Annotated in this window: 13 protein-coding genes; 7 read left to right on the forward strand and 6 right to left on the reverse strand. The window is 67.1% G+C overall.

Features of this window, described 5'->3' with window-relative positions:
- Genes cyoC through cyoA form a run of 3 tightly spaced genes read right to left on the reverse strand, consistent with a single transcriptional unit; the run spans position 1 to position 3,520 of the window.
- Positions 1–636 carry a cytochrome o ubiquinol oxidase subunit III gene (cyoC, locus tag AC5QAB_RS15315; protein WP_164109665.1) on the reverse strand — a complete coding sequence of 212 codons (636 nt, stop codon included), beginning with the start codon at positions 634–636 and terminating at the stop codon, positions 1–3.
- Positions 633–2,609, reverse strand: a complete 1,977-nt coding sequence (gene cyoB / locus AC5QAB_RS15320; RefSeq protein ID WP_032958781.1) for a cytochrome o ubiquinol oxidase subunit I — start codon at positions 2,607–2,609, stop codon at positions 633–635. The genes cyoC and cyoB overlap by 4 nt, the downstream gene beginning before the upstream one ends.
- Positions 2,610–2,614: 5 nt before the next feature.
- Positions 2,615–3,520, reverse strand: a complete 906-nt coding sequence (gene cyoA / locus AC5QAB_RS15325; RefSeq protein ID WP_014648731.1) for a ubiquinol oxidase subunit II — start codon at positions 3,518–3,520, stop codon at positions 2,615–2,617.
- A 182-nt stretch (positions 3,521–3,702) separates the two neighbouring features.
- On the opposite strand from cyoA, the gene AC5QAB_RS15330 reads away from it, so the two are divergent.
- Genes AC5QAB_RS15330 through AC5QAB_RS15345 form a run of 4 tightly spaced genes read left to right on the forward strand, consistent with a single transcriptional unit; the run spans position 3,703 to position 7,575 of the window.
- Entirely contained in the window at positions 3,703–5,118 is a 1,416-nt protein-coding gene (locus tag AC5QAB_RS15330) for an aminotransferase-like domain-containing protein (protein ID WP_164109663.1), read from the forward strand.
- A gap of 55 nt (positions 5,119–5,173) precedes the next feature.
- Positions 5,174–5,452: a hypothetical protein gene (locus AC5QAB_RS15335; RefSeq protein ID WP_169411283.1), complete on the forward strand. Its 279-nt coding sequence runs from the start codon at positions 5,174–5,176 to the stop codon at positions 5,450–5,452.
- Positions 5,452–6,051, forward strand: coding sequence for a DUF6436 domain-containing protein (locus AC5QAB_RS15340; protein WP_197561244.1), 600 nt, complete (start codon positions 5,452–5,454; stop codon positions 6,049–6,051). Before AC5QAB_RS15335 ends, AC5QAB_RS15340 begins: the two co-directional genes overlap by 1 nt.
- Before the next feature lie 9 nt (positions 6,052–6,060).
- Positions 6,061–7,575: an aminotransferase class I/II-fold pyridoxal phosphate-dependent enzyme gene (locus AC5QAB_RS15345; RefSeq protein ID WP_197561243.1), complete on the forward strand. Its 1,515-nt coding sequence runs from the start codon at positions 6,061–6,063 to the stop codon at positions 7,573–7,575.
- Positions 7,576–7,941: 366 nt separating this feature from the next.
- On the opposite strand, the gene AC5QAB_RS15350 is transcribed toward AC5QAB_RS15345, so the two are convergent.
- The 3 genes from AC5QAB_RS15350 to AC5QAB_RS15360 form a co-directional block, all read right to left on the reverse strand.
- Complete coding sequence (locus AC5QAB_RS15350; protein ID WP_197561242.1) at positions 7,942–9,243, reverse strand: aminotransferase class V-fold PLP-dependent enzyme; 1,302 nt, start codon at positions 9,241–9,243, stop codon at positions 7,942–7,944.
- Positions 9,243–11,645, reverse strand: a complete 2,403-nt coding sequence (locus AC5QAB_RS15355) for a TonB-dependent receptor domain-containing protein (RefSeq protein WP_197561241.1) — start codon at positions 11,643–11,645, stop codon at positions 9,243–9,245. The genes AC5QAB_RS15350 and AC5QAB_RS15355 overlap by 1 nt, the downstream gene beginning before the upstream one ends.
- 217 nt (positions 11,646–11,862) lie before the next feature.
- The gene (locus AC5QAB_RS15360; protein ID WP_014648738.1) at positions 11,863–12,264 is read right to left on the reverse strand and encodes a hypothetical protein; all 402 of its coding nucleotides are present in this window, start codon (positions 12,262–12,264) and stop codon (positions 11,863–11,865) included.
- Between the two features lie 186 nt (positions 12,265–12,450).
- On the opposite strand from AC5QAB_RS15360, the gene AC5QAB_RS15365 reads away from it, so the two are divergent.
- From AC5QAB_RS15365 to AC5QAB_RS15375, 3 genes are read left to right on the forward strand one after another with little or no spacing between them, the layout of a single operon-like run.
- Positions 12,451–13,278, forward strand: a complete 828-nt coding sequence (locus AC5QAB_RS15365) for an AraC family transcriptional regulator (RefSeq protein ID WP_197561240.1) — start codon at positions 12,451–12,453, stop codon at positions 13,276–13,278.
- A gap of 13 nt (positions 13,279–13,291) precedes the next feature.
- Positions 13,292–14,371 carry a poly(ethylene terephthalate) hydrolase family protein gene (locus tag AC5QAB_RS15370; RefSeq protein ID WP_197561239.1) on the forward strand — a complete coding sequence of 360 codons (1,080 nt, stop codon included), beginning with the start codon at positions 13,292–13,294 and terminating at the stop codon, positions 14,369–14,371.
- Between the two features lie 54 nt (positions 14,372–14,425).
- Positions 14,426–15,097: a VOC family protein gene (locus AC5QAB_RS15375; RefSeq protein WP_197561625.1), complete on the forward strand. Its 672-nt coding sequence runs from the start codon at positions 14,426–14,428 to the stop codon at positions 15,095–15,097.
- Position 15,098 lies beyond the last annotated feature (1 nt).

Genomic DNA, 15,098 nt, shown 5'->3' on the forward strand with positions numbered 1-15,098 from the left:
TCAGAAGGCTCCGATCAGGTAGACGAAGGTGAAGACGCAGATCCACACCAGGTCCAGGAAGTGCCAGAACAGGCTCAGGCACGACACGCGGGTGATGTTGGTCGGGGTCAGGCCACGGCGGTAGACCTGGTGCATGACCACCGCCATCCAGATCAGGCCGCTGGCCACGTGCAGGCCGTGGGTGGCGACCAGCGCGAAGAACGCCGACAGGTAGGCACTGGTGCTCGGGCCCGCGCCTTCGTGGATCAGGTGCGAGAACTCGTAGATCTCCATGCCGATGAACGAGGCACCGAGCACGAAAGTCACGCCCAGCCAGCGCAACACCGCCGAGGTGTCGTGGCGATGCATGGCCAGCACGGCCTGGCCGTAGGTGATGCTGGAGACCAGCAGCAGGAAGGTCTCGGCCATCACGAACGGCAACGAGAACAGGTCCTTGCCGGTGGGGCCACCGGCGTAGGCGGTGCTGAGCACCGCGTACGAGGCGAACAGGGAACCGAACAGCACCAGGTCGGACATGAGGTAGACCCACATGCCGAACACCTTCATGCCGCCCTGTTCGTGGCCGTGGTCGTGCTCGTGGTGGTCCTCGTGCGCCTGCGTTTCGCTGGCCAGCTCGGGGCGGGTCAACAGGTTCATGCGCGTACCTCCTTCAGCTTGGCAAGGTTGGCCGCTTCGGTGCGCGCCACCTCTTCGGAACTGACGTAGTAATCCACGTCCTCGTCGTAGGACCGCACGATCAGGGTCACGATCATCGCGATGAAGCTGGCCGCGGCCATCCACCAGATGTGCCAGACCAGGGCGAAGCACAGCACCAGGATCCAGATGTTGAGGATCAGCGGCACGCCGGTGTTCTTCGGCATGTGGATCGGGGCGTACGTCTTCGGCGGCGGCGGCAGGCCGCGCTTCTTCGCTTCGTGGAAGGCATCCAGCTCATCGGCCTTGGGCACCACGGCGAAGTTGTAGAACGGCGGCGGCGACGGCGTGGCCCATTCCAGCGTGCGTGCGTTCCACGGGTCGCCGGTCAGGTCCAGGTTGCGCTTGCGGTCGCGCACGCTCACGTAGATCTGCACCAGCATCAGGATGATGCCCGCGAACACGAACAGTGCACCGATGAAGGCGGCAATCAGGTACGGCGTCCACGCCGGGTTGTCGTACTGGTTCATGCGGCGGGTCATGCCCATGAAGCCCAGCATGTACAGCGGCATGAAGGCCAGGTAGAAGCCGATCACCCAGCAGGCGAACGACCACTTGCCCAGGCGCTCGTTGAGGGTGAAGCCGAAGACCTTCGGGAACCAGTAGGCGAAGCCGGCCAGGTAGCCGAACAGCGCGCCGCCGATGATGGTGTTGTGGAAGTGCGCGACCAGGAACAGGCTGTTGTGCAGCAGGAAGTCCGCGCCCGGGATGGCCAGCAGCACGCCGGTCATGCCACCGATGGTGAAGGTGACCAGGAAGGCGATGGTCCACAGCATGGGCACGCTGAACTCGACGCGGCCACCGTACATGGTGAACAGCCAGGTAAATATCTTCACGCCGGTGGGAATGGCGATGATCATCGTCATGATGCCGAAGAAGGCATTGACGCTGGCACCGGAACCCATGGTGAAGAAGTGGTGCAGCCAGACGATGAACGACAGGATGCCGATCGCCAGCGTGGCGCCCACCATCGACTTGTAGCCGAACAGCTTCTTGCGCGCGAACGTGGCGGTGACTTCAGAGAAGATGCCGAACGCCGGCAGCACCAGGATGTACACCTCCGGGTGGCCCCAGGCCCACACCAGGTTCACGTACATCATCGGGTTGCCACCCAAGGTGTTGGTGTAGAAGTTGAAGTCCAGGTAGCGGTCCAGGGTGAGCGCACCCAGCGCCACGGTCAGGATCGGGAAGGCGGCGATGATGATCACGCTGGTGACCAGCACGGTCCAGGTGAACACCGGCATCTTCATCAGGGTCATGCCCGGCGCACGCATGCGCAGGATGGTGATGAACAGGTTGACGCCGGTCAGCAAGGTGCCGATGCCCGAGGCCTGCAACGCCCAGATGTAGTAGTCCACGCCTACGCCCGGACTGAACTCGATGCCCGACAGCGGCGGATAGGCCACCCAGCCGGTCATGGCGAACTCGCCAACGCCCAGCGAGATCATCATCAGCGCAGCGCCAACCACGAAGATCCAGAAGCTGAAGGCGTTGAGGAACGGGAACGCCATGTCGCGTGCGCCGATCTGCAGCGGCACGATGATGTTCATCAGGCCGACCACGAACGGGGTGGCCACGAAGAAGATCATGATCACGCCATGCGCGGTGAAGATCTGGTCGTAGTGCTCCGGTGGCAGGAAGCCATCACTGCCTGGCCCGGCCGCGGCCAACTGCGCGCGCATCATCAGCGCGTCGGCGAAGCCACGCACCAGCATGACCAGCGCCACTACCACGTACATGATGCCGATCTTCTTGTGGTCCACGGTGGTGAACCAGTCGCGCCAGAGCACGCCCCATAGCTTGAAGTACGTCACCGCGCCAAGCAGCGCGAGGCCACCCAGCACCATGGCCGCCAGCGTGACCACGACGATCGGCTCGTGCAGCGGCACGGCCTCCCACGTCAATTTACCCAACATGTTCGTTACTCCTGGGAAACCTGGGCACCACCGGCAGCACCCGCCGGGGACGCAGCAGCGGTGTTCTCACCGACGCCGATGAACTGGTCGATGACCTTCTTGAACAGCAGCGGTTCGACGCTGGAGAAGTGCTGCACCGGCGCGTTCTTCGACGGTGCGGCCAGCGCCTTGAACTGGTTGAAGTCCAGCGCCTGTGGTGCGCTGCGTACCTCGGCCACCCAGCGCTCGAACTCCTCGTTGCTGCTGGCGGTGGCAATGAACTTCATGTTCGAGAAGCCATGCCCGCTGTAGTTGCCGGACATGCCACGGAACTGGCCGGGCTCGTTGGCGATCAGGTGCAGCTGCGTGCGCATGCCGGCCATCGCGTAGATCTGCCCACCCAGCTGCGGGATGAAGAAGGTATTCATCGTCGAGTTGGAGGTGATGTTGAACGCCAGCGGGCGGTTGGCCGGGAAGTTGAGCTGGTTGACCGTGGCGATGCCCAGGTCCGGGTATACGAACACCCATTTCCAGTCGGTGGCGATCACGTCCACGTGCAGCGGCTCACCGGCCACGTCCAGCGGCTTGTACGGGTCCAGTTCGTGGGTCGACTTCCACACGATCACGGCCAGGCCGGCAATGATCAGCAGCGGCACGCCCCAGACCACGATCTCCACCTTGGTGGAATGCGACCAGTCCGGCGTGTATTTCGCCTTGGTGTTGCCGGCGCGGAAGCGCCAGGCGAATACGAAGGTCAGCACGATGGCCGGTATCACCACGATCAGCATCAGGCCGATGCAGATCAGGATCAGGTCGCGCTGGGCGAGCCCGACCATGCCCTTCGAATCCAGCAGCACCCAGTCACAGCCCGACAGGCCGACGCAGGCCAGGGCGACCAGCGCCAGGCGGATGCGGTTCCAGCAGATATTCATTGGAGGTCAACCCTGTTGAAGAAGCGCGCTTGACCGGCTCGCCTGCGCGCAGCGCCCGGGCGTGGAGCGGCTACACTGTGGGTACGAGGTCGCCTACAAGAGAGCGATCCACCCCAATCAAGCCCATACAAGATACATCATTGTATGGACTTGTGCATCTGCACGTATGGAAAAACTGACCGATGACGCCACCTGCCGCCGGCCGCCGCCTGAAACACCCCAATCGCACCTGGGTTCGCCCCTTCCGCGAGGGCGCTGGCCCGCTGTACCTGCAGATCGCCCAGCAGGTGCGCGAGGCAGTGGATGACGGCGTGCTGCGTCCGGGCGACCGGCTGCCGCCGCAGCGCGACCTGGCCCAGCAGGTGGGCGTGGACCTGACCACGGTCACCCGGGCCTTTGCCGAGCTGCGCCAGGCTGGCCTGCTGGATGCGCAGGGCGCCGGCGGCACCTTCATCGCGCTGTCGGCCGGCAACCGCAGCACCTCGGTGGACCTGAGCATGAACATCCCGCCGCTGCTGGGCAGCGCGCCGTTCGCACAGGGCATGGAGGCCGGTTTCCAGCACGTGGGCCAGCAGCTGGGCCAGGGCGAACTGATGAGCTACCACGTCGGCGCCGGCACCCGCGAGGACCGCGCCGCCGCCGTGCAGTGGCTGTCACCGGTGCTGGGCACGGTGGGTGCCGACCAGGTGGTGATCTGCCCCGGCGCGCAGACCGCACTGTGCGCACTGATCCTGGCCCGCACCCAGCCGGGCGAGCTGATCGCCGCCGAGCAGCTGACCTACCCGGGCCTGCTGGCCGCCACGCGCGTGCTGCAGCGGGGTGTGGTGCCAGTGGCGATGGACGCCGAAGGCATGCTGCCCGACGCGCTGGAAGAGGCCTGCCAGCTACGCCGCCCGCGCCTGCTGTACCTGGTACCGACCATCCAGAACCCGACCACGGCGACGATGTCGGCACAACGCCGGCAGGCCCTGCTGGCGGTTGCCAAGCGCCACGATCTGACCGTGATCGAAGACGATCCCTACTGGTTGCTGGCCGGGGACGCCGCACCGCCGCTGGCCGCCCACCGCGACGCCGGCTGCCCGGTGTATTACATCTCCACCCTGTCCAAGTGCCTGGCACCGGGCCTGCGCACCGCCTACCTGGTGGTGCCGGGCGGCGAACCGATGGAACCGGTGCTGGACGCCCTGCGTGCGATCGCGCTGATGCCGACCCAGTCAATGGTGGCGGTGGCGTCGCAATGGATCCGCAGCGGCCAGGCCCAGGACATGGTGCAGCGCTTCCAGCAGGAGCTGCGCGAGCGCCAGGCGATTGCCGCGCAGTACCTGCCGTCCCGCGCGCGGGCGCACCCGGCCGGCCTGCACGTATGGCTGCCGCTACCGCCGCGGCTGGACCAGTACCGGCTGATCCAGGCCGCACAGGAACAGGGGCTGGGCATCGCCAGTTCGGACGCCTTCAGCGTGGAGGAACCGCCACCGGGCAACGCCATCCGCCTGTCGCTGGGCGGCGCAGTTGACCAGGATGCGCTGGCCGGGGCGCTGGCCAAACTGAACGAGATCCTGTCTGAGGCCCCCGAGGCCCGGCACAACGCCATCGTCTGAACCGGGCGCATGGCGCCGTATCCATACAAGATGATATTTTGTATGCAATGTATGGATGAAGGGACGTGCGTCGATGCGCGCCGAGAGACTGAAGTTCCACCTGGTAATGGCCGGCTGTGGTGGCTTTGTGGTGTTGATGCTGGCCGCGCTGGCCTGGGTCTGCCTGCAGCCGCAGACCGTGGATGTGCAGGCCGCCGAGCGCCACGCCATCGAGCAATGCGTGCAGCGCAGCGAGGATCCGTCGCGTAGCGAGATCCAGCGTCGCGCGCAGGCCGACTCCTGCCGCGAGATGCGCAAGCAGTACGTGCACAAGTTCGGCGGGGACGCGTCCTGATGGGCGCAGCCGCGCCGTGCCGCCGCTGGCTGCTGCCGACGATGATCGCCCTCGCCTGCCTGTTCATGGCCGGCGTGGCGGCTGCGCTGTGGCAGTACTTCGGCTACAGCGCGCAGTCGACGTTCACCGAACAGGCCATCGTCTTCGACGACTCGCAGCTGCGCCTGCCGTCCGATCTGGCCGGTGATACCGGCCGCATCCGCGTGGTGCACTTCTGGGACCCGGCGTGTGCCGTCTGCAACCGCGAAACCGGCGCACACCTGAGCTACCTGATCAGCATGTACCGCCGCGCCGGCATCGACTTCTATGCGATCCGCCGCCCCGGTACCCACGGCGAACTGCCTGAGCCGCTGCGCAACAAGGTGATCAACCTGCCGACCATCGACGGCATCGAACACATCCCGGCCAGCCCTGCCGTGGCGATCTGGGACCGGCAGGGCCACCTCGCCTATGCCGGCCCGTACAGCATCGGCATGGTCTGCAACTCGGCCAACAGCTTCGTCGAACCACTGCTGGACAGACTGGTGCGCGGCGAAACCGTGCGCCCGAAAGGACTGCTTGCCGTGGGCTGCTACTGCCCCTGGCAGGCCAAGCGCTGAGGACGCGCAATGACACCACTGACGCTGGCCGCTGTGGCCGCCACAAGCAATAACGGCGGTCACCTGTCCGAACCGACCGATGGTTATGGACAGGCTCCCGCCGTTGGAAGCAACGATACGCCCCGACATGCTCCGTACATGCCGCGACCGGATGTCGCAGCCCGCGAATGGGTGCAGGACGTGCTCGCGCACAACGGGCCGATCTACCTGCGCATCGTCAATTCGCTGGAGCGCACGGTGCGTCGCGGTGGTCTTGCACCAGGACAACGCCTGCCCTCGCAACGCGCGTTGGCGCAGCAGCTCGGCGTCGACCTGACCACGGTAACGCGGGCGTTCGACGAAGCGCGCAAGCGCGGCCTGATCGAGGCGCGCGGGCCACAAGGCAGTTTCATCGCACCACCCAAGGCCGGCTTCGACCAGGTGGTGGACCTGAGCATGAACGTGCCGCCGGTGCCCGATGCCGATGCGCTGGCCGAGACCCTGCGCCGCGGTGCCGCCGCCGTGCTTGCGCGCAGCAACGCGCCGAACCTGATGACCTACCACCTGGGCGGCGGCAATCCCACCGACCGCCACGCGGCAGCGCGCTGGCTGCAACCGATGCTGGGCGCGGTGGAGGATGCCAGCCTGTTGCTGACCGAAGGCGCGCAGGTGGCGCTTGCCGCGATCCTGCTCAGCCAGGGCCGCGACGATGATGCGATCCTCTGCGATGCGCTGGTCTATCCGGGCCTGCTGCAGGCCGCCGCCGCACTGGGCCGGCGGCTGCTGCCGGTGGACAGCGACGAACACGGCATGTGCCCCGATGCGCTGGCCCGGCTGGCACGCGAAAGCGGCGCGCGGTTGGTCTATCTCAACCCCACCTGCCAGAACCCGACCGCGCTGAGCCTGCCGCTGCAGCGGCGCGAAGCGCTGGCGCGTGTTCTGGAGAGGGAAGGCCTGCTGGCGATCGAAGACGATCCTTACTGGCACCTCGCCGAGGATGCACCGACACCGCTGGCGGCGCTGGCACCGCGCCATGTGTTCTACGTGGCGACGCTGTCGAAGGTGATCAGCCCCGGCCTGCGCACGGCCTTCGTGCGCTGCCCGGGTGCCGCGCACGCCGAGGCGATGGCTTCGGCCTTGCGCGCCACCCGGTTGATGGGGCATCCGCTGGTGGCGGCGCTGGCCAGCCAGCTGCTGCTGGATGGTTCGGCGCAATCGCTGCTGGCGCAGGTGCGCAGCGAAGCGCACGAGCGCATGCGCATGGCGCGCTACCTGCTGGCGCCTTCGCTGCTGCTGCGCGCCGAAGGCCTGCATGCCTGGTGCCGGGTACCAGCGCCATGGACTGACGCCACCCTGGTGCGTACCGCACAGCTGCAGGGGCTGGCGATCGCGCCATCTTCGGCGTTCTGTCCGCCGGGGGTGCAGCATCAGAACGGCGTGCGGCTGTCGCTGGGGCTGGCGGCCGATCGCCGGCAGCTGGAGAGCGCGTTGCGGCGGATTGACCGGTTGTTGTTGTCGGACGCGTTGCCGGCGATCGAGCGGTAGCCCTGGAATGGGATGTGCCGACCAACGGTCGGCACCCACCCGACCGGTAGTGCCGGCCGCTGGCCGGCGGAAGATTCCTCAGCACGGTTGGAATGTGCCAACCAACAGTTGGCACCCACCCGACCGGTAGTGCCGGCCGCTGGCCGGCGGAAGATTCCCCGGCACGGTTGGAATGTGCCAACCAAGGTTGGCACCCACCAGATCGGTAGTGCCGGCCGCTGGCCGGCGGAAGACTCCTCAGCACGGTTGGAATGTGCCAAACAAGGTTGGCACCCACCCGACCGGTAGCGCCGGCCGCTGGCCGGCGGAAGATTCCCCGGCACGGTTGGAATGTGCCAACCAAGGTTGGCACCCACCAAAGCAGGGTCAGGCCAAGGCGGAGAGGGCCTGCACCAGCGCATCCATCTGCTGCGGCCGGGTGAACACCGACGGCGTCACCCGCACGCAGGCGCCGGAGTCCAAGCCGTCGCGATGGGTGGTGAACACGCGATGTTCGTCCAACAGGCGCTTCTGCAGCGCGATGTTGTCAGCCACGCTGGTGCGCCCACGCAGGCGGAAGCTGGCCAATGCGCTGGCCAGCGCCGGGTCCGGCGAAGACAGCACTTCGATGTGCGCCATCTGCCGCGCCGGCAGCGTCCAGCGCTCGCGCAGGTAACGCAGGCGCGCCTGCTTGTTGGCCGCACCGATGCGCTGGTGCAGGGCAATCGCCTCCGGAAGTGCCAGGTAAGCGGCGAAGTTGACCGTGCCGGTGTGTACGCGGCTGCCCACGCGGCCGTCGTCGGTCTCGCCCATGTACGGGTCGAGGTCCGCAACGCGGCCCCTGCGCACGTACATCGCGCCGACACCGACCGGTGCGCCGATCCACTTGTGCAGGTTGATGCCGACGAAATCGGCCTTGAGCTGCGGCACCGCGTAGTCGATCTGGCCGAACCCGTGCGCCGCATCGACGATCACGTCGATACCGCGTGCGCGTGCACGCTCGGCGATCTCGGCCACCGGCAGCACCAGCCCATGGCGATGGCTGACCTGGGTCAGCAGCACCAGCTTCAGGCGTGGCAGCCGCGCGAACGCGGCCTCGTAGGCCTGCAGGATCTGCGCATGGTCGGGCACCACCGGCAGCGCGATGCGCTCGACCTGCACGCCACGGCGCTGCTGCAGCCAACGCATCGCACCGATCATGCTGTCGTAGTCGATGTCGGCGTACAGCACCTGGTCGCCGGGCCGCAGGCGGTTGTAGCCACCGATCAGCGCCAGCATCGCTTCGGTGGCGCCACGGGTCAGTGCGATCTCGTCGGCGCCCACGCCCAGCAGTTCGGCCACCTGCCGCTGCACCGCCATGTACTGCGCCGGGAACTCATGACGGCCGTACCAGGCGTTGCCACGGTTCACCTCGGCGGTGTGGCGCTGGTAGCTGGCCAGCGTCTCGCGGCCCATCGCGCCCCAGTAGCCGTTCTCCAGGTGGTTCACTTCATCGGTGATGTCGAAGTGGCTGGCCACGGCGGCCCAGTAGCCTTCATCGCGGGCCAGCGCGTCCGGCGCTACGGTCGTTGCGGGAATCTGCATGGGCGCAGCGTAACCCGCGGCCGCCATGGCGGGCAGTGAAGACAGCGCAGCTGCAGCCGGCAACAGTGCACCGGCACGCAACAGGACGCGGCGGTTGCGGTCCATCAGAAGCTCAGCCGGTACTGTGCGTACAGGTTGGCACCGTCGGTGTCGTACGGCGCGTTGCGCGAGTAGACCAGGCCGCGACTGGCCTGGAAGGTGGCTTCGTCCGGATAGCGGTCGAACACGTTGTCGGCACCCACGCGCAGGCTGTGATGTTCGTTGATGCGATAGCCGACGGCCAGGTCGAGGAAGCTCATCGCACCGAAACGCTGGTAGATATCGCCAACCGCATTGCCGCTGGAGTCGGTCCAGGCACCGTAGTAGCGCATGCGCGCCATCAACGACCAGGCACCGATGTCCCAGCTGCCGGTCAAGCTGCCCTTGTGCTCGGGCAGGCGGTCTTCAAACAGCACGCGCTGGGTCTCGTTGGTGGCCACCGAGGTGCTGCCGTTGTCCACGCGGGTGCGGTTGTAGTTGTAGGCCAGGGTCAGCGTCATGCGGCCCGCGCCGAGGTCGCGCAGGTAGTTGCCGACCACGTCCACGCCGGTGGTGGTGGTGTCGAAGTCGTTGGTGAAGTAGTTCACCGAGGTATAGCCCAGCGGATTGGGCGTACCGGCCGGAATGGCGAAACTGGCCGACTGGCTGAAGCGGTCGCTGAGCTTGATCTGGTAGACATCCACCGAGCCGGACAGGCCCAGGTCGGTGCGCCAGGTCAGGCCCAGCGATGCGGTACGCGATTCTTCCGGCTTCAACGGCCTGGCACCGAGCAGCTGCGCCAGCGGATCGTTCGGCGACAGGCGGCCGCTGGTGAAGATCTGCAGCGTGCGCGTATCCAACCCCTGGGTGGTGCTGGTGGTGTTGAGCTGCGCCGGCGTCGGCGCGCGGAAGCCGGTGGACACGGTGCCGCGCAGGGCGACGTCCGGGGTGATCGCGAAGCGCGCCGACAGTTTGCCGTCCAGTGTGCTGCCGAAGCTGGAGAAGTCCTCATAGCGGCTGGCTGCACCGATGCTCCAGCGCTCGCCCAGCGGCACTTCCATGTCCACGTAGGCGGCCTTGCTGCGCTGGCTCCACTGCCCGGCCTGGCTGGCCGAGAAGCCCGGCGCGCCATTGGAGTTGGCCTCCAGGCCCGCGGCCGCGCCCGGACCCACCGCGTACGAGGCCGGATCACCGGCGCGCACCTGGTAGGTTTCCTGGCGGAACTCGCCACCGAAGGCGACGTTGATCGGCTTGGACAGCGCAGCCACGTCCCATTCGTAGTTGAAGTCGGCGTTGGCGTTCTTCTCGGTCTGGGTGAGGCGGCCGAGATCGAAGTCGGTCGGGCTGGCCGGACCGAGCGAGGCATTGATCGAGTTCTTCAGGCGATAGTCGATGGCGTTGCGGCCATACGAGGCGCTGACATCCCAGCGCAGCTTCGGCGTGATCTCGCCGCGCAGGCCACCGACCAGCTGCAGGTCGTTCTGCACGTTGCCGTACTGCGGGCTGAAGCCGACCGGATACAGCGAGCGCAGGTTCCAGCCCGGGAAGATGGCGGTGGTGCGGTACGCGCCGGTGGTGGTGTCCGGGTTGCGCCAGTTGAAATCGCTGACGCCATCGCTGTGGCTGTACAGGCCAAAGGCGTAGAGCTCCAGCGTATCGCTGGCGTTGGCCTTTACGTTGAAGCCGACGCGGCGGCTTTCCAGTTCCGGCTGGCCCCAGCGCTGCACCGGGTTGGGCACCTCCAGCTCCGGATGCGCGGCCTGGAAGGCGATGGCATCGGGGCGCTGGCGGGTGCGCGAGGTGGCGTCGGAGGTGGACGATTCGACGAACAGCACCAGGCTGCCGTAGTCACCCAGCGACCAGCCAGTGCGCGCACTGAAATCGCGCGAAGCACCGTCGCCCTGCGCGTACTGCGAGTAGCCGGCGGTGATCTCGCTACCCGGCCCATCCTCCAGGATGATGTTGATGACGCCGGCGATGGCGTCCGAGCCGTACTGCGCCGACGCGCCATCACGCAGCACCTCGATGCGCTTGATCGCGCTGGTTGGAATCTGTGCCAGGTCAGCGGCCTGTGCACCACGGTTGCCGAGCAGCGCGCTGCGGTGGAAGCGGCGACCGTTGACCAGCACCAGGGTCTGGTCCGGCGACAGGCCACGCAGCGTGGCCGGACGCACGAACACCTGGCCGTCCGCCATCGGCAGGCGCTGCACCACGAACGACGGCACCAGCTGGGCCAGCACGTCCTTCAGGTCGGTGGATTCGACGGACCTGATGTCTTCCTTGCTGAACACATCCACCGGCGCCAGCGTTTCGAACTGGGTGCGGTTGGACGCGCGGGTACCGGTGACCAGCATCGCGTCGAGCTGGGTGGGCGCGGCGCGGCTGCCGCCGGCGGCATCGACCGCATCGGCCTCCGTTGCGATCGCGCCTCCTGCGCTGGCCATGGAAAGGGCAAGGAGGATGGAACGCGAAAGCTTCGAACGATGCACGGCAGGGCTCCGGGAGGACGCGACAGGGCCAGCACCTGTGCGCACACAACAGGCCTGGACAAGGCGCGCAGTCTCGGCGCGATGTGTGAAGGAGGCATGACGTCAGTACGACAGCTTGATGCGCCAACCAAGGTTGGCCCCTGCCAGGGCTCATCCGTAGATCCACGCCATGCATGGGTGGCAATGCAGACCCACGCCCCATCCCCGCACACAGCGGCTAGCCGTTGGCGTCGTCGCCAAAGCCGAAACGGGCTGGCCGTGCCGTTCGCAGCGGAACGAACATCATGGCAGCGAACACCACCAAGGCGGGGGTGGACATGATCCAGATGCCCCTGTTGCGAATCCCGATCCCCATGAAGTCGACCTGCAGATCGCCGATCCATTGCAGCTGCGTCAGTATCATCACCAGCCCGCCGATAGTCGCGCACGGCAACCCACCGTGACCGGCCCCCAACAACGTCGGTGTCAGAAACCCGCCCAGCAACGCGAAGCCGACACGGTACACCCAGGGGTTGCCGCGCCACCGTGGCGCGCCGAACAACATCAGCAGCATCAGCGCCAGGGTCAACAGACTGGGAAGTACCCAGAGGGCAAGCAGCATTTCGATCATCTCGATCATCGGCCGGGCTCCGCTGGCCTGGCATCCCCCGTCGTCGATCGCATCTCCCTGCCCCCCATCACGTCCATGAAGCACGCATTGTTGCCGGTACGCAGGCAGACGCAAAGCCCCGGCAGCGCAAGAACTGCTAAACGCCGCGCCTGCCGATCCGCTACTGTGCCGGCATTGGATGCGGGGAACGGCAGGATGAGCGCGGCAGGCAAGGCGTTGTGGTACATCGAAACCCATGCGGACCAGCCATTGGCGCTGGCCGACATCGCCGCTGCGGCCGGCCTGTCGCCGTTTCATCTGTCACGCCTGTTCCAGGCCCGCACCGGCACCTCGGTGGTGCGCTACCTGCGCGGGCGCCGCCTGACCGCTGCCGCGCAGCGGTTGGCCAACGGCGCGGGCGACATCCTGCAGGTGGCGCTGGGGGCCGGCTACACCACCCATGCTGCCTTTACCCGTGCCTTCAGCGAACAGTTCGGGCAGACACCGGAACGGGTACGCGAACAGGGCACCGATGGGCTGACGCTGGTGCAGGCGATCCGCCTGGACGAGGCCCCGTCAGCCTGCATTGAAGCCCCCCGGCTGCTCGATACGCCCGCGTTCCAGGTGGCAGGCGTCGGCATGCGGCATACCCGCGACAGCAGCGGCGCGATTCCGGGCCAATGGGCCCAGCTCAACCGCGAGTGGCCGACGCCGGCACCGGTCAGTTTCGGCGTGTGCTGCAACAGTGATGACGATGGTGGCTTCGACTACATTGCGGCACTACCGGCAAGCGCGGTGCCGAGCGTGCCTGCGCACTGGCGACGCGTGGACATCCCGGCGCGCCGCTACCTGGTGGCTTGGCACGGCGGACACATCTCGGCCATCCGCTCGACCTGGTTCTGGTTGCTGGATCATTATCTCCCTGCGTCCAACCTGAGCCTTGCCGATGCGCCGGACCTGGAGCGCTACGACGCCCGGTTCGACGAGCACAGCGGCAACGGCGGCGTGGAGATCTGGCTGCCGGTGGAAGAACGTCCCCACTGACAAGGAGTTGAAGATGCGCATGACCGCTGCTGTGCTGGGAGGAATGCTGCTGGCGTTCGCGAGCGTCGGCGCCGCGCGCGAAAGCGGCGTCGCCGGCGAGCGCCACGGCACGACGACGCTGGCCAGCGCCGCCGTGCGCGACGCAGGGCACCGCGACGCGCTGCGCTACACGGTCTGGTATCCGGCACAGGCCGGCAGCCGCGAAAACGCGCTGACCATCGGTCCACCCGACGCGCCGCTGTTCGACGTCGGCCGGTCGGCCAAGGATGCGCCGGTCGCGGGTGATCGCCTGCCGACCCTGCTGCTCTCGCATGGCAACGGCGGCAGCGCGCGCATGATGGGTTGGCTGGGCACGGCGCTGGCGCGGGCCGGATATCTGGTGATTGCGGTGGATCATCCAGGCAACAACGGCGTTGACACCATGACCCTGCCCGGCAGCCTTCTGACCTGGTTGCGCGCCGATGACCTGCGTGCCGCACTGGCGGCCGTGCAAGCTGATCCGGTGCTGGGCCCGCATGTCGATCCTGAGCGCCTGGGGGTCGCCGGCTTCTCGGCCGGTGGCTACACCGCGCTGCTGGCAGCCGGTGCGCGACCGGACCTGCAGCGATTGCGGGACTTCTGCACCGAACATCCGGATGACGGCGTCTGCCGGCCCCAACAGGAGGCGGCAACGCACACGATGGAGGCGCGCGTTGCCGCTGCGGCGTCGCCCGAGCTGTCGCCATGGATGTCCCACGCCAACGACGCACGCGCCATTCCCGGCGTGCGCGCGGTGTTCCTGCTGGCGCCGGCAATCGTGCAGGCCTTTGCGCCCGAGCAGCTCTCCTCGCTGAAACAGCCGGTGTCGATCGTACTGGGCCAGGCGGACACGATCGCGCCACCACAGACCAATGGCGAGGCTGCGCGTGCGGTGATTGCGGGCGCTGCACTGCAGGTGCTGCCCGGTGTCGGCCATTACGATTTCCTCGCCGCATGCACCCCGGCCGGACAACAGCGGCTGCAGGACCTGTGCAGCACATCGGTGCCGAAGGCGCAGACCCACGCGCAGGCAGCGGACGCGGCAATACGGTTCTTCAACCATTCGCTGCGCTAGTGGCCGCCGGGCATGGCCCGGCGCTACAGTGGGCGCGTCCACGGAGAATCGATCATGCGCCTGCTGCACCTCACTCTGCCGGTATCCGACGTCGCTTCCGTGGCCACATATTTCCACGATGTGCTGCAGCAGCGCGTGGTCGGCAACCATGTGCACATCGGCTGGAGCACCCTCGAACTTCAGCCTGCGGCGGGGCGTCCGGTGGGTGGCGTGCATCTGGCCTTCAACGTGCCGGACAACCGCTTCAGCGAGGCAATGACGTGGTTGCGTGAGCGCACGCCGCTGCAGCGCAATCCGGCGGGGCTGGACTACTTCGCGCTGGAGAGCAGCTGGCAGTCGCAGTCGGTGTACTTCACCGGCCCGGACGGCCTGATCCTTGAAGTGATCGGCCGCCGCCGCCTGCCGGCCAGCGCTCGCGAAGGCGTGTTCCATGGCAGCGAGCTGACCTGCCTGAGCGAAGTCGGCCTGCCCAGCCGCGATGTCGAGGCCGTACGCGAACTGTCCAACCAACGTTTCGGCCTGCAGCCGATCAGCCCGGCTTCGCCGCAGTTCGCACCGATGGGCGACGACGAGGGCCTGCTGATCGTGGTCGCGGCCGATCGACGGTGGTTTCCTGAGCAGAAGGACCTGCCCAATGCGCAGGGGCTGTTGCTGCAGGTCGGCGACGTGGCTGGCCCCGGTGTCGTGGAGGACGTTGTGCTCGGCTGGCGGGTACAGGCAGCCTGAA

This window comes from Stenotrophomonas sp. YJH_SMC_127 (assembly GCF_059372445.1).